Raw genomic sequence first — 17,797 nt, forward strand, 5'->3', positions numbered from 1 at the left:
TCGCACCGGGACGTCTGCGTTTGTCGAAGCTCACCCTGCCGGTCCGGCTCGCTCTCCTCGTCGCGGGAACGATGTTGCCGCTGATCGTCTTTGCCGTTGGCCTTGCCTATTCCAACTATCGCCAGGATCGCAGCGAGGCGACGCGCCGGGTGCTGGAGACGGTGCGCAGCATGCGCATCGCGCTCGATTCCGAAGTGCAGCGGATAACCGGCGGCTTGCAGGTGCTCGCCCTCAGCGAATCCCTGCAAGTCGGTGATTTCGACGGCTTCCGCCGCCTCGCAGTCGGGTTCATCAGCCAATACGGCGGAGACAGCGTTCTTCTGCTGGCCGACAGATCCGGCCGCCAGCTGTTTTCGACCGTCACGACGGAAACGGCGAATCTTCCACTGCGCAACAATCGGGAGATCGTCGAGCGGGTGTTTGCAAGCAAGGCGCCGCAATATTCCGACCTACCCGATCGTCTGCAGCGCCGGAAACGTCTCCAGCAGCCAGATGCTCACATTGGAGACAGCGCCGGTGAGAAAGCCGATGCCGGTGATCACCATCAAGACGCCCATGGCGCGCTCGACGTTGACGAGGTGCCCCTTCATGCGCGCGAACAGCGCGGAGAACTTTTCGATCATCAGCGCGGCGATCAGAAAGGGAATGCCGAGGCCCGCGGAGTAGACCGCGAGCAGGCCGGCGCCCTTCGTCACCGTGGCTTCCGCCGCGGCGATCGAGAGGATCGCGGCGAGGATCGGACCGATGCAAGGCGTCCAGCCGAAGGCGAAAGCGAGGCCCATGACATAGGCGCCCCAGAGGCCGACGGGCTTGGGGATCGGCAGCCGTCCCTCGCGCATCAAAAGGCCGATGCGCGTCAGGCCCAGGAAGTGCAGGCCCATGATGATGATGACGATGCCGGCGAGGACCGACAGCTCCGCCGACCAGGTACGGATCAGCCCGCCGATCAGCGAGGCGCTGGCGCCGAGCGCCACGAACACCGTGGAAAAGCCGAGCACGAACAGGAGCGCCGACATCATGATCGCGCGCTTGGAGGCAGCGGCCGGCTGGTCGCTCTCGACATGCTCGATCGTGGCGCCCGTGAGGTAGATCAGATAGGGCGGAACCAGAGGCAGGACGCAAGGCGAGAGGAAGCTGACGAGGCCGGCAATCAGCGCCGCCGGGATCGAAACATTTTGCATGATGCAGTCGGAGCCATCTCAGGTGCCGGTACGGCGCGCAAGGGATGCGCCCGGCCCGGAGCCGAACCGGCTCTGGTGTAGCCTATGCCGGAGATTGCGCAACAGAGGCGCACAGAACCAAGGCTCCTCCCGATGCCCTCCGTGATCACAGATGCGGCATCGGGACGCGCACAAACCTCGCCAAAAAGCGAGATTCGGCGGCGCGGCTACTTCACCACGCGGAGCAGCGGACGCCGGGGCTGGTCCTGCGTCTGCTTGGAAGGGGGCGGCGGCTCACTCGCAGCGCTCCGCAGCATCTCGTCGCACAGTGCCTTGAGATCGGCACTGTCAATTCCTTTCAGTTTCATCCGCACGTCGAGGATGACAATGGACAGCATCTCGGCCGACTCACGGCTGTTGCACGCGTTGAGAGCCCTGCGGCACTCCTCAAGCGTTTCCAGCACCGACTGCAACTGTTCGTCTGAATGCGACACCGGCGTTCTTTCCGTTAATTCGGCCTGCGAGACGTATTTGTCACGCCCCCTTCGGCCCCCATTGAAGACCAAAGATAGCACGAGGCTACTGCGCCTCCGAACCTGATTTCTGTGTGCTTCTGCCCTGGAACTGCGGTACCGGCCGCCATCGCCATGCAGCGCCGTTGAAGGTCACCGGAGCGGTCCGGGAGCAAACGCCGAACGCGGTGTGATCGATCCATCGAGGGAGACGGCATCGGCTTTCGCGCAAGAATTTCCGTTGCGGACAGCGCCGGCAATCCCGCAGCCACTCCAAGGCTCGCAACGGAACTCACGCCAAAACCCCTCAGTCAGGCCGACCGTCTGCCCAATTCTCAGCCCGTGGCAGCATCCAAATACCACCCGTACTGCAGTAAGGATGACGTTCAAAACTCGTCATTCCCCAACCCGTCGTGGTTGTGGTTTGCGCCAGATTCTGCCAGTTTAGCTTTCCGAAGGGACTTGTATGCACTCCTTGGCGGAAAGGGGCGTTCCGTCGGCGGAACGCCCAAAGACAAATCTCAGCGGCCTCTCGGATTGGGATGCCGCCCGCATATTTTTGGAAGTCGTTCGATGCGGAAGTTTTCGCTCGGCTGCCGAGCGCTTGTCGCTTTCGATCAATGCCGTGCGCCGACGGATCGACGATTTCGAGCGCCAGACTGGTACCACACTGTTCACCCGCGACGTTCACGGCACGCATCTGACCGATGAGGGCGCGCTGGTGGTCTCCGCCGTCGAGCGCATGGAGGCCGCCACCTTCGACGTGCTGCGCGCCAGCGATTCGATGGCCAACGCCTTGTCCGGCGAGGTCCGCGTTGCCGTCACCGAGGGGCTCGGCACATTCTGGCTGGCCCCGCGGCTCGTCGAATTCCAGCAGGCCTATCCGAAGATCCTGGTGGACCTGCATTGCGCGATGCGCTCGGCCGACGTCTCGCGCCACGAGGCCGACGTCGCCATCCATCTGTCGCGTCCCTCGGCGCTCGACATCAAGCTGGTGCGGCTCGGCCGCATGCATCTGATGTTCTGGGCCTCCGAGAAATACATCGCAAAGCATGGCGCGCCGCGCTCGGCGGCGGAATTGATCAAGCATCGCCTGGTGCTGCAATTCGCCGACCAGCTCGCCGCCAAGGAATCTTTCGAGAGCTTCTTCCCGGGCGTTTCGGAACGTGACCTCCTGGTCATGAAGACCAACGTCTCAAGCGCCAACTACTGGGCGGTCGCGAATGGCGCCGGCATCGGCGTATTCCCGAGCTACGCCATTGCGCTTGGCGGGAAGTTGATTCCACTGGAGGTCGAGCTGAACCGACCGCTGGACATCTGGCTGTCCTACCATCCTGGTAGCGGCCGTATCCCGCGCGTGCGGCACATGATCGACTGGCTGATCGAGGCTTTCAATCCGGCTCGCTTCCCGTGGTTTAAGGAAGAGTTCGTGCATCCGCATGAATTCAAGGACTCGTATATGGGCGAACCCCTGACCCAGCTCTTCGGGGGATTTTCAACCGAAGAACAAAGGTGAAAACAGAGATGAAAGCAGCGGCGAAAAGAATGAAACAGCGCAGCGCCGGCAAGCCGGACATCGAGCTCGGCAAGCGGATCCGTCTGCGGCGCGTCGAGATGAAGATCTCGCAGGCCGAGCTCGGCGAGAAGCTCGGCGTCAGCTTCCAGCAGGTTCAGAAATACGAGAAGGGCGTCAATCGGGTCGGCGCGGCTCGGCTTCAGCAGATCGCCTCCGCCCTCGACGTGCCCGTGACCTTCTTCTACGACGGCGACAACAAGGCCCGCGAAGTCGAGAGCCTGCTCTTCCTCGACTCGGCCTTCAGCCTCCGCCTGCTGCGCGCCTACAGCAAGATCAAGGACCAGACGGTGCAGCGTCAGCTCGTCTCGCTGATGGAATCGATCGCGGCGAACGAGAGCTGAGGCCGATCGACGCCTGGCCTTTAGGGCCGATGTTCAATCCGTCGCGTCGCGGGGGCGCGGCCGGATTGAACGAGATCGGAGGAGCTATGTCTGCGCCTGCGCTTGCGCGCGGTTTTGCCTCGGGGCGGCCTCGCCGCCCCTTCTTCTTGGTAATTTGCCGCCGCGCTTCGCGCGCGCCATGCAATCCCAGCACAGGCGGATGCGGCCTCTCCTACCCTGCCCCGGTTGACCACGGCGGCGCCTGCGCCGCACATTGCGCATCGCCTACGACGAGCGAGCGCGCGATGTCCGACATTTTCAGCACGACCGGAACACCTTACGCCGATGGCAAGATCCTCAAGCACACGGCGGGTGGCGTCGGCGTGATCAGCTTCAACAATCCCGACAAGCGCAATGCGATGTCGCTGGAGATGTGGGAGGGATTTGGCGAGGCGCTGACGGCCTTGCGCGACGATGACACGGTACGCGTGGTGATCCTGCGCGGCGCCGGCGGCAAGGCGTTCGTCTCGGGCGCCGACATCAGCCAGTTCGAGAAGGTGAGGCACAATGCGGCGGCGTCCGAGGAGTACGCCAAGCGCAGCGCCGCCCAGCGTGCGCTGCTCGCCGACTACCCCAAGCCGACCATCGCCTGCATCGAGGGCTTCTGTCTCGGCGGAGGCATGCAGGTCGCGATGCTCGCCGACATCCGCATCGCCGCGCATGGCAGCCAGTTCGGCATTCCCGCAGCGAAGCTCGGGATTGCCTACGGCTATGACGGCTTGCGACATCTGGTGTCGCTGGTCGGTCCGTCCTGGGCTCGGCTCCTGATGTACACGGGCATGCGCATCGATGCGGCCGAAGCACTGCGCATCGGCCTCGTCGAGCGCCTGTTTCCGGTCGATCAACTCTGGGGAGAGACGATGGCGATCGCGCAGACCATCTCCGAAAACGCCCCGCTCGCGATCAAGGCCGCCAAGATCACCATCGCACAAGTACTGAAGGACGAAAGCGCGCGCGACATGAACGCGATCAAGGCCATCGGTACCGCCTGCATGGATAGCGCCGATTTCCGGGAGGGCCGGCAGGCCTTCATGGAGAAGCGCAAGCCGCAGTTCCGGGGCTGCTGAAGCTGAACCGACGTTCACGAAGATTAAATTCCTCGTGCAGATCAATGCGGCAGCAACCAGTTGATCTGGCGAAAGTTCTCCCGCCACCAACGAGGGAGAATGCGATGAAACTCAAGTTTGCTGTTCTTGGTCTGGCCGCCATAGGTGGTGTGGCGCTCGCGTCGGGACCGGCCCTTGCGGCAATGCCGAACGGCATCCCGCAGGCGGACAAGATTGCAGGCGGTCCCGCCGCCAACGTCGATCAGGTGCGCTGGGTGTGTAACCCCTGGGGGCGCTGCTGGTGGCGCCCGAACTATTATCGCGCCTACGGCTATTACGGCGGCGGGCGCTTCTACGGCCCACGTCCGTGGGGCTGGCGTCATCATTACTGGCGCCGCTGGTAACGGCAAAGGGGCCCGAGGGCCCCTTTTTTCTTGTGAGATGAACTCTTCGATTGCTTCTCAAAGCGCCGCGAGCACCGCTTTCGTGATGTCGGCCGTGCCGTTGCTGCCGCCGAACTCCATTGGCTTGATGCCGCCGGCATAGGCCTGGTCCACCGCCCGCTCGATGGTCTGACCCGCCTCAGCCGCACTTTCCACACCGTACTTGTCGGCGAGCCAATCCAGCATCATCGCCGCCGACAGGATCATGCCGGTCGGATTGGCCTTGCCCTGCAGCATGATATCGGGCGCGGTGCCGTGGCACGGCTGGAACACTGCATACTTGTCGCCGATGTCGGCCGATGGCGCCATGCCGAGGCCGCCGATCAGGCTCGCGGTGATGTCGGAGACGATGTCACCAAACATGTTCTCCATCACCATCACGTCGAAATCCCAGGGACGCTTCACCAGCATCGCCGAACAGGCATCGACATAGAGCCGCTCGGTCTTCACGCTTGGATGCTTCTTCTCGATCTCGTCGAAAATGCCGCGGAAGAACGCAAAGGCCTTGAATACGTTCGCCTTGTCGACGCAGGTGAGCATCCCCGGCTTGCCGCGCGCCTTGCGCCGCTCGGCGAGGCGGAACGAGAACTCGAACAGGCGCTCGGATGTCTTGCGCGTGATCACCATGGTCTCGCGCGCGTCCTCATGGGTGACGACGCCCTTGCCCATCGAGGCGAACAGGCCCTCGGTGGATTCGCGGATCACGACGAGATCGATACCGCGCGCATCAGCGCCGACGATCGGGCTCGGCACGCCCGGAATGAGCCGCGCCGGACGGACGCCGGCATAGAGATCGAAGATGAAGCGCAGCTCGATCTGCGGTGCAATCTCGGTGTTGTCGGGGTAGCGCACCGACGGCAGACCGCAGGCGCCGAGCAGGATCGCATCCGCCTCCTCGCACAGCTTGATCGTCGTATCAGGCATCGACTTGCCGGTGGCGAGGTAATTGTTGGCGCCGGCGGGCGCTTCGGTGAAACGGAAGCCAAGGCCGGATTTATCGCCGACCTTGCGCAGCACCTCGAGCGCCGGCGCCATGACTTCAGGACCGATGCCGTCGCCGGCGAGCACGGCAACGTGGAAGGCGATGTTTGCGGACATGGGGGTTCCTGCTTGAACGAAGGTGGCATCGTCATTGCGAGGAGCTCTTGCGACGAAGCATCCAGACTGTTTCCGCGCAGGGATTTCTGGATTGCTTCGCTGCGCTCGCAATGACGGCGGAGAGAATCGCTGTTACGGCGTCAGCACGGTGCGTCCGACCACCGCGCCCTGCTGCAACTGCAACAGCGCGTCATTGGCCTTGGCGAGCGGCTGCCGCGTCACCGGGATCGGCGGCACCTTCTTCGTTCGCACGAGATCGAGCAATTCCTGCGTCTCGCGCAAATTGCCGACATAGCTGCCCTGGATCGTGATCGCCTTGATCGGGATCAGCGGCAGTGCCCAGGTCGCACCGCCGCCGAACAGGCCGACGATGACGAGCTTGCCGCCCTTGGTGAGGCAATCAAAGCCGAGCTGCGTCGTGGCGGAGTTGCCGACCAGGTCGATCACGGCGCGGATCGGGCCGCCCGCCTTCTTGGCAAGCTGCTCCAGCGCATCCGGCGCCTTGGGATCGACGGTCGCCAGCGCGCCTGCTTTCTCAGCGGCTTCGCGCTTCTTCGCGTCGATGTCGACCATGATCGCGCCCTTGCCGCCCATCGCCTTCAGCAGCGACAGCGCCATCAGGCCGAGGCCGCCGGCGCCGAACATCACGATCGGCGTGTCGAAATGCTGCTCGACCTTCTTCAGCGCGCTGTAGGTGGTGACGCCCGAGCAGGCATAGGGCGCGGTCGTCGCGGGATCGAGGCCTTTCAGATTGAGCAGATAACGCGGATGCGGCACCAGCATGTGGTCGGCATAGCCGCCGTCACAATAGACGCCGAGCGAGCGCGGTGTCAGACACATGTTCTCGTCACCGCCAAGGCAGGTCGCGCACTTGCCGCAGCCGATCCAGGGATAGACCAGGCCGATATCGCCAACCCTGAGATCGCCCTGGTCGGTGGGCTTCACGTCGGGACCGAAGGCCAGGACTTCGCCGACCGTTTCATGACCCATCGTCAGCGGCAGGTTGATGCCGCGGTCCTTCAGCGACAGCGGCTTGCGGCCATGGCCGAGATCGTAACCGCCTTCCCAGATGTGGAGATCGCTGTGGCAGACGCCGGCCGCCTTCACCTTGATCAACACCTGCGTGCCCGACGGCTGCGGCGTGGCCTCGTCGACCTCCTGCAGCGGCGCCTTGAAATCGGCGACCTTGAAACTCTTCATTGGCATCCTCCCGGCATATTTCTTGTTGTCACGCCCACCATGCCATGGCCGGCGGAGCGAGACAAACTCGCTCCTGTCTAGTTTACGGCGATCGAGGATGGCAACCCGACGGCACGCAACGCCGCATTGCTTGCGGCACGAAGCCGTTCAGCCTGTCGCGGCCGTTTTGCCTGTCGGAATGGACGCGTCGCTGGAGAGCCCAACCTCTTCGCGCAATGCATCCGTGTGCGCGCCGAGCACGGCCACCGTCTTGGCCGGCGTCGTGTCGGCCCCCGACATCCGGAACGGCAGATTGAGCACCTGGAACGAGCCGCCCTCGTCCCGCACTTCGGAAAGCGCCTGCCGATGCGCAAGCTGCGGATCGGCCAACGCCTCTGACACGGTGCGATAGGCCGAGGCCGGGACGCCGGCAGCGCCAAGCGCGAGCAGGCATGCATCGGTCGAAAGCTGCCGCGACCAGACCTCGACGCCATCCATCAGCGCCGCCCAGTTCTCGCGGCGCGGAGCATAGGTGGCAAAGCGTGGATCGGAGATCCATTCGGAGCGGCCGATCACTCCCATCAGAGCCCGGAACGTCTTCTCGCTGGCGACCGTGATCATGACATAGCCGTTTGCCGTCTCGGTCGGGCCGAACATCGGGCGCGGCGGCGGCTTCACCGCGAATTGCGAGCTCTGCAACTCCGTCAGGGTCAAGGTCAGCATCGATTCCAGCATGGAGACGTCGATGTGCTGGCCAAGCCCGGTCACGGTGCGCTGATAGAGGGCTGACGCAATGGCACCGAAACCGTAGGTGCCGGTGACGACGTCGGCGTGGTAGATGCCGCAATAGTCGGGCCGGCTGCGGCCCGGTTGGTACGCGAGATGTGCCATGTCGTAGCCGGAAGCCGCATGGATCACCGGCGCATAGGCCGGCAACTCGGCCGAAGGGCCAGTCTGGCCATAGCCCGAGATCGAGCAGTAGATCAGCCTCGGGTTGACCTGACGCAGCCTGTCGTAATCGAGCCGCAGCCGGTGCATCACACCCGGGCGGAAGTTCTCGACCAGGATATCGGCGGTCGCAGCCAACCGGCGCACCGCCTCCTTGCCGTCCTCGGACTTGAGGTCGAGCACCACGCTCTTCTTGCCGACATTGAGCTGGCCAAACGTGGTGCTGCACCCCTTGCGCAGCGGTGGCCGGGTCCGCATCGTCTCCCCGCCGTCGGTCTCGATCTTGATGACCTCGGCGCCCATGTCGGCTAGCATGCGCGCGCAGTGGGGACCGGCGATCGTGGTCGAAAAATCCAGGACCCGCAGGCCCGCGAAAGCCTTTGTCGTCGTCCCCTCATGCTTGTCTGGTAGCTGCATCCCGACGCCCTTTGGAACCCTCAATGTTCTTCGTTGTTGATGCCGCGACCCTAGAGGGCGGCGGCTGAGTAGGAAAGTCTTTACCGAACAGACGCGTCGCGTAAGCGGGCTTTAAGAATTCCGGGGCAACTGGACCCGTTCTTGCATAGCAGCGAACGGGATCGGAAGAGGGCAGCTGTTCTTGAGGGTCTTGTTCATCACCACGGAGATGGACGACTTCGTCCGCGTCGGCGGACTGGGCGCCGTTTCTGCCGCCCTTCCGCGCGCCCTTCGCTCCTTTGCCGATATCCGGATCATGCTGCCCGGCTATCGCGACATCATCGAGCAACTCACGCATATTCAGATCGTTGGTCGCTGTCCCGCATTCGCTGAGATGCCGGCCTGCTCGCTCGGCCGGGCCGCGACCAAGGACGGCCTGCCGGTCTATGTGCTGTTGTGCTCTCAGCTCTACGACCGGCCCGGCAATCCCTATGGCGACGAGTCCGGACACGATTGGCCCGACAACGACATCCGTTTCGCGCGCTTTGCCTCGGCGGCGGCTGAGCTCGCCATGGGCAAGCTGGACAAGAATTGGGCAGCAGACCTGATCCATGCCAATGACTGGCAGGCCTCGCTCGTGCCGGCGTACCTTGCCTGGGGCGGCGCCAAGCTGCCGTCGATCCTGACCATTCACAATCTCGCCTATCAGGGTCTCTTCCCGAAGGAGGCGCTGCGGCGGATCGGCGCACCGGAGAGCTCCTTCCACATCGACGGCGTCGAGTTCTACGACCAGGTCTCCTTCCTCAAGGCGGGACTGGTCTACGCCTCGCACCTCACCACGGTCAGCGCCACCTATGCGCGGGAGATCACCACGGCCGAATTCGGCTGCGGCCTGGAGGGCCTGTTGCAGCTGCGCTCCGACGCCGCCGAGCTCACCGGCATCCTCAACGGCATCGACGAAAGCTGGGACCCGCGCTCCTGTGCGCAACTCGCCCAGCAGTTCGGGGCCGGCGACTGGGTCGGCAAGAAGGCCAATGCGGATTACGTGCGCAAACAGTTCGGGCTCGCGGTCTCGCGCGGCCCGATGTTCGGCATCGTCGCGCGGCTCGTGCACCAGAAGGGCATCGACCTCGTGCTGTCGGCCGCCGACGAAATCGTCGATGCCGGCGGGCAGATCGTGGTCACCGGCTCCGGCGAGCCGGCGCTCGAGCAGGCCTTGATAGACGCGCATCGCCGCCGCCCCGACGCCATCGGGGTCGCGATCGGCTTCAACGACGCGCAGGCGCGGCGCATCTTCGCCGGCAGCGACTTCACCTTGATGCCGTCGCGGTTCGAGCCCTGCGGTCTCAGCCAGATGTACGCCCAGCGCTTCGGCTCATTGCCGATCGGTCACCAGACCGGCGGCCTCGCCGAGACCATCACCGACGGCGAGACCGGATTCCTGTTCTCAAAACCCTCGCGCGAATCTTTCCTCGGCGGCGTCCGCCGGGCCTTCTCGGCCTTCGTGGCGCACGACCAGCTCGACTCCATGCGCCGCAGCGCCATGGGACGATCGTTCTCCTGGAGCATCTCGGCGGGTTGTTACAGCGCGCTCTACCGGAAGCTGGCATCGGTGTGAAGCTGAGGCATTTCCACAGGCGCCGTCATTGCTGTGCAAGTCCGGGGCACGCCGGGAACAATTCTTAGCGGCGCGCGTCCATTTGCGGCCGCCCGATCCAAGCCCGATTGAGACACCGTGTCATCCAATCAGGCTGCGGCTCACCCCGCAGCCGTGCTTGTGCTTCCTGGTAGGGACCGACGTAGCGCAACCGGTCGGGCAGTTTCGGATAGACACGCCTGATCCAGGTGAGCGCGTTGTCGGCAGCTCTGATGTCGCGCTCGTCAAGCGCAAGTCCGAACCCGGCGCGCAGTCGCTCCGGCAGCATCCTCGCCGCGAGCGCGCGATACCAGCGCGGCGGTCGCAACCACGGACGGGCGCCGCTGAAGATCTGTGCGGCGATCTCGCGCGCCGCAGGGCTGACGGTCAGCGTCTCCGACTGCGCCATTGCCGTGGTGTAGGCGGCGAAGCCGGACCAGTCCGCCGGCAAATCATCCCCGGTCAATCCGAACAGGGCGCCGTACAGCCTGGCCTCGCTCCAATAGCGATCGCGCTCCTCCGCCGAGAGTGGCGGCAGCACCAGATCGTGCACCATCAGCGCGGTCTCGACCAGCGTCGCATGGACCCACCGCAGCGAGGGGATGTCGTTGGCGCAGTAGCGCGAGCCGGCCGGGAACGGGCCGACGGTCTCGGGCATCTCGCCGACAATCATGCTGTGACGCCGATGCAGCTGCCGGGACGACAGCAGCGCCTGGTCGAGCGAGCCGAACACCATGGGGAACACGATGCCGAAGGTGCGATGAAAACGACCGATCGGATCGGCAAAGGTCTTCGAATGCTCGGCAATGGCGGCCGCGACCCAGGGATGCGCCAGTTGCAACAGCAGCGCGCGGCCGGCGCCGAGAAAGATCACGGCCTCGCGGTCGATCTGCCAAGTGACCGAGGACGGACCGAACACACCGGCAACCGGCCCTGCCGCGTGAGCGCGGACGTTATCAAGAGTTGCCTCGAGATCCTTCTCAGTGACCAATTGCAGCCTCGCGACGAAGACGCGGCAACACTAGCCCAGACCACGCGTTCGCGAAATCGTCATCACACAAGACGACGACGAAGCCCTCATTCCGCCGCCATCGGCATCTCGTCCATATGCTCGTGCAGCACCACGCCGGCGAGCGGATCGAACTCACCGATCCACGGTCTTCGCGCGAGCACGGATCTCGTGTGGGCATAGCCGGCATCCCAGCGCTGGGCGATGCCTGAGGGGCTGAAATCGATGTCCTTGGTATGGGTCTCGCGGTCGAGCTGCGGCGCCAGCAGGCGCACCACATGCATGCGGGTCGGACAACCATAGCTCGTCAGCTCGCGCACGGCGGGATCGCCACGCTCGCTCTCGGGCAGCCGCGCGGCGAGCTGATTGATGACGTGGCGTAGGCGATGGGCCTGCTGCTGGCGGGCGATCTGGCTCGCGATCCGGCTGGAATATTGCACGTCCTTGTGGCGGTTGAACACCTCCGCCATCGTCGTCGGTTCGGCACCGACCGGATTCCACAGATGAACGGCGAAGATCAGCGAATCCTTGCGCGGGTTGTCGTCAAACACGGCCTCGGTCGGCGTGTTGGACAGGATGCCGCCATCCCAATAGAGCTCGCCGTCGATGCGCACCGCCGGAAACGCCGGCGGCAACGCGCCCGAGGCCATGACGTGCTTCACCGTCAGCTCGCCGTCGCGGCTGTCGAAATAGCGCATCCGGCTGCTGCGGACATGCGCCGCGCCGACCGTCAGCCGCGGCGAGCAGCGGTTTATCAGGCTGAAATCGACGAGTTCGCGCAGCGTCTTCTCGAGCGGAGCGGTCGAATAGAAGCCGGCGTGATCGGTGCCCAGCGGAAATGAATCGCCGGCATGCGCCAGCGGATTTGGGCGAAAGAAGCCGGGAATGCCATTGGTGACGGTCGACCAATAGGCCAGTTTTTCGTTGAAGCCCGGAAACGCGGCGCGCAGATTCCACACTGGATTTTGCTCCATCCGCTTCCAGAATTCCTTCAGGCGCGCGAGCCGCTGGCGAGGCTCGTTGCCGGCGATCAAGCTTGCATTGATGGCGCCGATCGAAGTGCCGATGATCCAGTCCGGCTCGATGCCGGCCTCGTGCAGCGCCTGGTAGACCCCGGCCTGGTAGGAGCCGAGCGCACCGCCGCCCTGAAGCACGAGCACGACCTGGCCGGGCAGGTCTTTGCTGTTGCCTCGCGCGTTGTCCTGCATGCCATCCATGTCTCGCTCCTTTTGAGCTTGCACCGATCGAATATTCGCTGTCGGCGGCAGCTTGTTACGCCGGCCGGAACGAACCCGTTCCATCTCAATGCGCGGTCCAGCCGCCGTCGACCGGCAGCGCCGCGCCGGTGATCGATGCGGCCGCGTCCGTCGACAGGAACACCGCGAGCGCGCCGAGCTCCTCGACGGTGGCAAAGCGCTTGTTGGGTTGCTGTGCCAGCAGAACATCTCGGACTACCTGATCGCGCGAGATACCGTGCGCCTTCGCCTGACCGTCGATCTGGGCCTCGACCAGCGGGGTATAGACATAGCCGGGGCAGACCGCGTTGCAGGTGATGCCCTCTTCCGCGGTCTCCAGCGCCGTCACCTTCGTGAGACCGATGATGCCGTGCTTGGCGGCGACATAGGCCGCCTTGAACGGCGAACCGATCAAGCCGTGCGCCGAGGCAATGTTGATGATCCTGCCAAAGCCGTTCAGCCGCATCGCCGGCAGCACGAGCCGTGTGGTGTGGAAGGCCGAGGACAGGTTGATCGCGAGGATCTGGTCCCACTTCTCGACCGGAAACTGGTCGAGCGGCGCGACATGCTGGATGCCGGCGTTGTTGACCAGGATGTCCAGCCGGCCGGATTGGGCCAGCGTCGCAGCGATCATCTCGGCGATCGATGTCGACCTCGTCATATCCGCGGGCGAGTAGCTTGCCTTCACGCCGAACTCGGTGGCGATCTGCTCGCGTGTCCGGCCGATCTCGCCGGCGACACCAAGACCGTTGAGCACGATGTCGGCGCCGGAAGCGGCCAGAGCCCGCGCAATGCCGAGGCCGATGCCGCTGGTCGACCCGGTGACGAGAGCCACCTTGCCGGCCAGCACGCGGGACGAAGCGGACGTCTGCGTCTTGATAGGGATATTCATGATCCAGACCTCTTCTGCGCAACGCCGCGCCGCGGCTGGCTCGAAATGTGCGGGATCACCCGGGTTTGCGGAAATGCCGGTTAGCTTCCGAGTCGATACGTCCGCGCTATCGCTTGCGGGGTGTCATTCCCGGTTCCTATCGGCTAGATTTCCGGTCGATTTTGCCGGGAGCCGATCCATGGAAATGCATCAGGTCCGCTATTTCCTCGCGGTGGCGCAGCTGTTGAATTTCACGCGCGCCGCCGAAGATTGCAACGTGACGCAGCCGTCGCTGACGCGCGCGATCAAGCAGCTCGAGGCCGAGCTCGGCGGTGACCTATTCCGCCGCGAACGGCCGGCGGCGCAATTGACCGAGCTCGGTCAGCGCATGCATCCGCTTCTGAAGCAATGCTATGACGCCGCCGTAGGCGCGCGCTCGCTCGCCTCCTCGTTCAAGAGCGGAGAGATCGGTGCGCTCCGTATTGCACTGACGCATTCGATCGACCTCGCGCTGCTCATTCCGCATCTCAGCGAGATCAAACGGCAGTTCAACCGGCTCGAATTCCGCTTCCTGCGCGGGACCGGCCGCGAGGTCGGTGAATTCCTCAAGAAGGGGGAAGCCGAGCTCGGCATCGCCGCCGAGATCGACGAGGCCTGGGAGCGGCTCGACGTGTGGCCACTGTTCACGGAAGGCTTCGATCTCGTCGTCAGCCGCGCCCACCGTCTCGCCGAGCACGACGTGATCGAGCCGGACGATCTGCGCGCTGAGCAATTGCTCGGCCGGAGCTATTGCGAGCATTCCAGACGCATCTCCGCCAGCCTGCGCGAGCACGGCATCGACGTCGATCACGGCCACGAGATTTCGAGCGAGCGCGACCTGATCGAACTGGTCGAGGCCGACATCGGCATCGCCATGATGCCCCACACCTCGCCGGTGCCGGAGAGCCTGAAACGTGCCGCAGTCACCGGGCTCGACGCACGCCGCACCGTCAGCCTCTACGGCGTCGCCGGCCGACAGCGGACGGCGGTCGCCAATGCGGTGATGCGGATGCTGCGCGGCGCGGACTGGCGGGAGATCGCGGGGTGATACTGTGAGTGATCGCCGCGCTTCTTCCTTCTCCATTTGTGGTCCACAAGGGGAGAGGGTGGAACACTCTGCGCGGCTCAGTTCTCCCGGCTCGCGCTCTCCAGCGCCTCGACTAGATCGTCGATCTCCATTCGTTTGCGAAAATCCGGATCGACGAAGCGAGCCTTCACCAGTCGGTCGCGCCCGACCACGAACACGGCCGGGATCGGCAGCATCCAGCCGTCATTGCCGTGGAATTTCGCCATGTCCTGATGGGACAGCAGCTCCTGGATCTCGGCGCCGAGCCAGATCGCGAGGTTGAGCGACAGCGCATAGCCGTTGTCGAGATCGGTCAGGATCGGAAACGGCGCGCCGGATTCGGCCTTGAGCTGTCCAGTATATTCCTGCGTCTCCGGCATGATCGCGACGACCTGCGCACCCATTGCCTTGATGCGGTCCTGCGCCTGGACCACGGCGCGGACATTGAGCCGGCAGTAGGGACACCAGTGTCCGCGGAAGAACATCACTGCGACGGGGCCACGCTGCAGCAGCGCGGGCAGCGTCACGAGCCGCCCGCCCTCGTCGGGCAACATGAACGGCGGCATCGGATCGCCCGGCCGCGGCGCGGTCTCGCCACCGCCGTTCCCGTCCAATCGCGCCACGAGGCGATCGACCGCCTCGCCATAGGCAGGGAAGACCTTGCGGCTGGCATCGGCGTAGGCGCGGAGTTGTTCGTTCAGCGTGCCGTCCATGTCGCGGCAGCGCTGGAAGGCGAGCCTGAGCCGTTCGGCGTCGGCTGGGGATAGAGACGTCATCCTTCTGCTCCGGCATTCCTGGGGCGAATACTAGTTTCCCGGTTCGGCCGCCCGCAAGGGGCGGCCCCGATGCCCGGACCGGTTCAATTCACGTAGAAATTGCCGGTCGGATCCAACCGCCCGGAAGTGGAGTACAGCGTGCCGTTGTCCATGAAGAACACGGTGTTGGCAGGCACCTTCCTCGCGTTCTTCATCATGGCCTCGTGGTTCTTCTCGGCGGGAGCCATGGCCATCGCCGACATCTTGCCGGGCCCGCCATAGACATAGGCCATGCCGGCCTTCAAATCCCAGGCCGCTTCCGAGAACGCCGACGTGGCGATCACCGCGAAGGCCGCGGTAAAGATCAGGGTTTTGGACACTTTCGTCATGAGATGCTCCTCCGGATTGACGTGAACGCCCGCCAATCGGGCGCCCTGTCATCGGACGCCAGATCCCCCGGAAGCGGAAATGCCGATGCCCAATCGGTTCGATAGCCGCGGCGCATCAACATAGCGCCGGGCTATCGCATCGAAAGCGAGCCGGCATTTCAACATCGACGCGGTCTCGACGAAGCTCCTGCCATAGCCGGCGACCACCACGGTTGCGGCCAACACAGGAGAGTTCCCATGTCTAGGCATCACATCGTGTCGCGCGTGGTTTGGACAGGCGTTGCCGTTCTCGGGGCGCTGACATTTGCCACACCAGTTTTCGCCGGCGAATGTCCGGCTGGCAAGATCAAGCCGAACGCACAGCAGATGGTCGACTATAAGCCGGTCGGCGTCACCGACGTCACGCTCGGGGCGATCGACCTCGGCAAGCAGCCCGCCCATATCGATGGTCGCGAGCTGCGCTTCCGCAAGCTGACCATCGAGCCCGGCGGCATCGTGCCCTGGCACAGCCATGACGACCGCCCCGCCCTGATCTTCGTGCAGCAGGGCGAGATCGTCGAATACGCCTCCAACTGCGTCGATCCGATCGTGCACAAGGCCGGCGACATCCGTCCCGAGGTCTACGGCACCTCGCATTGGTGGAAGAACCTCGGCAAGGAAACGGTCATTCTCTATGTCGGCGATGTCCGCAAGGATCCGAACGACCATCACATGTGACGAGCGCCAAGTGTGCCGTCGTTCCGGGGCGCGAAGCGAACCCGGAACCTCGAGATTCCGGGTCTGGTGCTCCGGGCCGCATTGCGGTCCCGTGCGCACCAGCCCGGAACGACAGATCAACGGACAATCACGCCATGACCGATGTTTCCGCGCCGATCAAACCGGCCGCGACGAGGATGGATGCGCACTCGCCGGGCCTCGCCCTGCGCTCGCTCGTGATCGGCCTCACCGCATTCCTGACCGTCGTCGATCTCTTCGCGACGCAGGCGATCCTGCCTTCGCTCACGCGCCACTACGGCGTCACTCCCGCAGCGATGGGTTTTGCGGTCAACGCCAGCACCTTCGGCATGGCGGTCGCCGGTCTCGTCATCGGCTTCTTCAGCCCGCATATCGATCGGCGGACCGGTATCCTGCTCAGCCTGGCAGTTCTTGCGATCCCCACCAGCCTGTTGGCGTCCGCGCCCAATCTTGCCGTCTTCACCGCCCTGCGGGTCACGCAGGGCCTCTGCATGGCGTCCGCCTTCGCGCTCACCCTCGCTTATCTCGGCGAGCAATGCAGCGCCATGGACGCCGGCAGTGCGTTTGCCGCCTACATCACCGGCAATGTCGCCAGCAACCTCGTCGGCCGGCTGATTTCGGCGGCGGTCGCGGACGGCCTCGGCCTCGCCTGGAATTTCTATTTCTTCGCGGCGCTCAATCTGGCCGGCACGGTGCTGGTCTATTTCACCGTCGGACGCGTGCAGCCGATGCACGCGATGATGCCGGCGGCTTCACCGCTCGCCGCCACCATCGCGCATTGGCGCAATCCGCAGCTGCGAGCAGCCTTCGGCATCGGCTTCTGTATCCTCTTCGCCTTCATCGGCACCTTCACCTTCGTCAATTTCGTGCTGGTGCGGCCGCCGCTGTCGCTCGGCATGATGGATCTGGGCTTCGTCTATTTCGTCTTCCTGCCCTCCATCCTCACGACGCTTCTAGCTGGCAAGGTGGCCGCGCGACTGGGGACGCGGCCCACGATCTGGGCGGCACTCGCCGCTGCCGGGCTCGGCCTGCCCCTGATGCTGGCGCCGCATCTGGCCGAAGTGCTCGCCGGCATGGTGCTGGTCGGCATCGGCACATTCTTCGCCCAGGCCGCCGCGACGGGCTTCGTCGGACAGGCGGCTGCCGAGAACCGCGGGATTGCCAGCGGCACCTATCTGGCCTGCTACTTCTGCGGCGGGCTGGTCGGCACGGCGGTGCTGGGGCGTCTGTTCGATGAGTACGGATGGTATGCGTGCGTGGCCGGTATCGGCGCGGCGCTCGCCGCTGCGGCCCTGCTCACGCTCGCCTTGAAGCGCTAACGCCT

18 protein-coding genes and 1 pseudogene are annotated in these 17,797 nt (G+C 64.6%); 9 read left to right on the forward strand and 10 right to left on the reverse strand.

Annotated elements, in window-relative coordinates:
- Positions 1 to 20: 20 nt before the first annotated feature.
- Positions 21 to 452 (forward strand): annotated as a pseudogene (locus BRAD3257_RS41165) (sensor histidine kinase); the annotation flags it as partial.
- Here BRAD3257_RS41165 and BRAD3257_RS26850 read toward each other — a convergent pair.
- On the reverse strand, positions 450 to 1,181 hold the full coding sequence (locus BRAD3257_RS26850; RefSeq protein ID WP_122404380.1) for a cytochrome c biogenesis CcdA family protein: 732 nt from the start codon (positions 1,179 to 1,181) through the stop codon (positions 450 to 452). The pseudogene BRAD3257_RS41165 and the gene BRAD3257_RS26850 overlap by 3 nt on opposite strands.
- Positions 1,182 to 1,387: 206 nt before the next feature.
- Positions 1,388 to 1,654, reverse strand: a complete 267-nt coding sequence (locus BRAD3257_RS26855) for a hypothetical protein (RefSeq protein WP_122404381.1) — start codon at positions 1,652 to 1,654, stop codon at positions 1,388 to 1,390.
- A 484-nt stretch (positions 1,655 to 2,138) separates the two neighbouring features.
- On the opposite strand from BRAD3257_RS26855, the gene BRAD3257_RS26865 reads away from it, so the two are divergent.
- From BRAD3257_RS26865 to BRAD3257_RS26880, 4 genes are all read left to right on the forward strand, one after another.
- Positions 2,139 to 3,188, forward strand: coding sequence for a LysR family transcriptional regulator (locus BRAD3257_RS26865; RefSeq protein WP_122404382.1), 1,050 nt, complete (start codon positions 2,139 to 2,141; stop codon positions 3,186 to 3,188).
- 29 nt (positions 3,189 to 3,217) lie between these two features.
- Positions 3,218 to 3,589 carry a helix-turn-helix domain-containing protein gene (locus BRAD3257_RS26870; protein ID WP_020608151.1) on the forward strand — a complete coding sequence of 124 codons (372 nt, stop codon included), beginning with the start codon at positions 3,218 to 3,220 and terminating at the stop codon, positions 3,587 to 3,589.
- 284 nt (positions 3,590 to 3,873) lie between these two features.
- On the forward strand, positions 3,874 to 4,695 hold the full coding sequence (locus BRAD3257_RS26875; RefSeq protein ID WP_122404383.1) for an enoyl-CoA hydratase: 822 nt from the start codon (positions 3,874 to 3,876) through the stop codon (positions 4,693 to 4,695).
- Between the two features lie 104 nt (positions 4,696 to 4,799).
- Positions 4,800 to 5,078, forward strand: a complete 279-nt coding sequence (locus BRAD3257_RS26880; RefSeq protein ID WP_122404384.1) for a hypothetical protein — start codon at positions 4,800 to 4,802, stop codon at positions 5,076 to 5,078.
- A 57-nt stretch (positions 5,079 to 5,135) separates the two neighbouring features.
- Here BRAD3257_RS26880 and BRAD3257_RS26885 read toward each other — a convergent pair whose 3' ends face one another.
- From BRAD3257_RS26885 to BRAD3257_RS26895, 3 genes are all read right to left on the reverse strand, one after another.
- Positions 5,136 to 6,215, reverse strand: coding sequence for an isocitrate/isopropylmalate dehydrogenase family protein (locus BRAD3257_RS26885; RefSeq protein WP_122404385.1), 1,080 nt, complete (start codon positions 6,213 to 6,215; stop codon positions 5,136 to 5,138).
- A 132-nt stretch (positions 6,216 to 6,347) separates the two neighbouring features.
- Positions 6,348 to 7,415 carry an alcohol dehydrogenase gene (locus BRAD3257_RS26890; protein WP_122404386.1) on the reverse strand — a complete coding sequence of 356 codons (1,068 nt, stop codon included), beginning with the start codon at positions 7,413 to 7,415 and terminating at the stop codon, positions 6,348 to 6,350.
- Between the two features lie 147 nt (positions 7,416 to 7,562).
- Positions 7,563 to 8,759, reverse strand: a complete 1,197-nt coding sequence (locus tag BRAD3257_RS26895; protein ID WP_122404387.1) for a CaiB/BaiF CoA transferase family protein — start codon at positions 8,757 to 8,759, stop codon at positions 7,563 to 7,565.
- Positions 8,760 to 8,940: 181 nt separating this feature from the next.
- Between BRAD3257_RS26895 and glgA the strand changes: the two genes are divergently transcribed.
- A complete protein-coding gene (glgA, locus tag BRAD3257_RS26900) occupies positions 8,941 to 10,356 on the forward strand; it encodes a glycogen synthase GlgA (protein ID WP_122404388.1) in 1,416 nt (471 codons plus the stop codon).
- Positions 10,357 to 10,420: 64 nt separating this feature from the next.
- Here glgA and BRAD3257_RS26905 read toward each other — a convergent pair whose 3' ends face one another.
- The 3 genes from BRAD3257_RS26905 to BRAD3257_RS26915 all read right to left on the reverse strand — a co-directional run bounded on the left by BRAD3257_RS26905 (position 10,421) and on the right by BRAD3257_RS26915 (position 13,510).
- Positions 10,421 to 11,365, reverse strand: a complete 945-nt coding sequence (locus tag BRAD3257_RS26905; protein ID WP_162500383.1) for an oxygenase MpaB family protein — start codon at positions 11,363 to 11,365, stop codon at positions 10,421 to 10,423.
- Positions 11,366 to 11,451: 86 nt separating this feature from the next.
- The gene (locus BRAD3257_RS26910) at positions 11,452 to 12,600 is read right to left on the reverse strand and encodes a patatin-like phospholipase family protein (RefSeq protein ID WP_122404390.1); all 1,149 of its coding nucleotides are present in this window, start codon (positions 12,598 to 12,600) and stop codon (positions 11,452 to 11,454) included.
- Positions 12,601 to 12,685: 85 nt separating this feature from the next.
- Entirely contained in the window at positions 12,686 to 13,510 is an 825-nt protein-coding gene (locus tag BRAD3257_RS26915; protein ID WP_122404391.1) for a 3-hydroxybutyrate dehydrogenase, read from the reverse strand.
- A 178-nt stretch (positions 13,511 to 13,688) separates the two neighbouring features.
- Between BRAD3257_RS26915 and BRAD3257_RS26920 the strand changes: the two genes are divergently transcribed.
- Positions 13,689 to 14,576 carry a LysR family transcriptional regulator gene (locus BRAD3257_RS26920; protein ID WP_162500384.1) on the forward strand — a complete coding sequence of 296 codons (888 nt, stop codon included), beginning with the start codon at positions 13,689 to 13,691 and terminating at the stop codon, positions 14,574 to 14,576.
- Between the two features lie 77 nt (positions 14,577 to 14,653).
- On the opposite strand, the gene BRAD3257_RS26925 is transcribed toward BRAD3257_RS26920, so the two are convergent.
- Complete coding sequence (locus BRAD3257_RS26925; protein ID WP_122404393.1) at positions 14,654 to 15,370, reverse strand: peroxiredoxin-like family protein; 717 nt, start codon at positions 15,368 to 15,370, stop codon at positions 14,654 to 14,656.
- Between the two features lie 83 nt (positions 15,371 to 15,453).
- Entirely contained in the window at positions 15,454 to 15,738 is a 285-nt protein-coding gene (locus BRAD3257_RS26930; RefSeq protein WP_122406772.1) for a hypothetical protein, read from the reverse strand.
- A 237-nt stretch (positions 15,739 to 15,975) separates the two neighbouring features.
- Between BRAD3257_RS26930 and BRAD3257_RS26935 the strand changes: the two genes are divergently transcribed.
- Both BRAD3257_RS26935 and BRAD3257_RS26940 read left to right on the forward strand, forming a co-directional pair.
- Positions 15,976 to 16,455 carry a cupin domain-containing protein gene (locus BRAD3257_RS26935; RefSeq protein WP_122404394.1) on the forward strand — a complete coding sequence of 160 codons (480 nt, stop codon included), beginning with the start codon at positions 15,976 to 15,978 and terminating at the stop codon, positions 16,453 to 16,455.
- Positions 16,456 to 16,589: 134 nt separating this feature from the next.
- The gene (locus BRAD3257_RS26940; protein WP_122404395.1) at positions 16,590 to 17,792 is read left to right on the forward strand and encodes an MFS transporter; all 1,203 of its coding nucleotides are present in this window, start codon (positions 16,590 to 16,592) and stop codon (positions 17,790 to 17,792) included.
- The last annotated feature ends 5 nt before the right edge of the window (positions 17,793 to 17,797 follow it).

The organism is Bradyrhizobium vignae (assembly GCF_900324035.1).
In the GTDB taxonomy this organism is placed as follows: domain Bacteria; phylum Pseudomonadota; class Alphaproteobacteria; order Rhizobiales; family Xanthobacteraceae; genus Bradyrhizobium; species Bradyrhizobium vignae.

Coding starts and splice junctions, on each gene's coding strand:
- BRAD3257_RS26940 (WP_122404395.1), top strand. CDS start 16,590: ATGACCGATGTTTCCGCGCCGATCAAACCGGCCGCGACGAGGATGGAT.
- BRAD3257_RS26915 (WP_122404391.1), bottom strand. CDS start 13,510: ATGAATATCCCTATCAAGACGCAGACGTCCGCTTCGTCCCGCGTGCTG.
- BRAD3257_RS26895 (WP_122404387.1), bottom strand. CDS start 8,759: ATGCAGCTACCAGACAAGCATGAGGGGACGACGACAAAGGCTTTCGCG.
- BRAD3257_RS26865 (WP_122404382.1), top strand. CDS start 2,139: ATGCACTCCTTGGCGGAAAGGGGCGTTCCGTCGGCGGAACGCCCAAAG.
- BRAD3257_RS26880 (WP_122404384.1), top strand. CDS start 4,800: ATGAAACTCAAGTTTGCTGTTCTTGGTCTGGCCGCCATAGGTGGTGTG.
- BRAD3257_RS26885 (WP_122404385.1), bottom strand. CDS start 6,215: ATGTCCGCAAACATCGCCTTCCACGTTGCCGTGCTCGCCGGCGACGGC.
- BRAD3257_RS26925 (WP_122404393.1), bottom strand. CDS start 15,370: ATGACGTCTCTATCCCCAGCCGACGCCGAACGGCTCAGGCTCGCCTTC.
- BRAD3257_RS26850 (WP_122404380.1), bottom strand. CDS start 1,181: ATGCAAAATGTTTCGATCCCGGCGGCGCTGATTGCCGGCCTCGTCAGC.
- BRAD3257_RS26935 (WP_122404394.1), top strand. CDS start 15,976: ATGTCTAGGCATCACATCGTGTCGCGCGTGGTTTGGACAGGCGTTGCC.
- BRAD3257_RS26910 (WP_122404390.1), bottom strand. CDS start 12,600: ATGGATGGCATGCAGGACAACGCGCGAGGCAACAGCAAAGACCTGCCC.
- BRAD3257_RS26920 (WP_162500384.1), top strand. CDS start 13,689: ATGGAAATGCATCAGGTCCGCTATTTCCTCGCGGTGGCGCAGCTGTTG.
- BRAD3257_RS26875 (WP_122404383.1), top strand. CDS start 3,874: ATGTCCGACATTTTCAGCACGACCGGAACACCTTACGCCGATGGCAAG.
- BRAD3257_RS26930 (WP_122406772.1), bottom strand. CDS start 15,738: ATGACGAAAGTGTCCAAAACCCTGATCTTTACCGCGGCCTTCGCGGTG.
- BRAD3257_RS26870 (WP_020608151.1), top strand. CDS start 3,218: ATGAAACAGCGCAGCGCCGGCAAGCCGGACATCGAGCTCGGCAAGCGG.
- BRAD3257_RS26890 (WP_122404386.1), bottom strand. CDS start 7,415: ATGAAGAGTTTCAAGGTCGCCGATTTCAAGGCGCCGCTGCAGGAGGTC.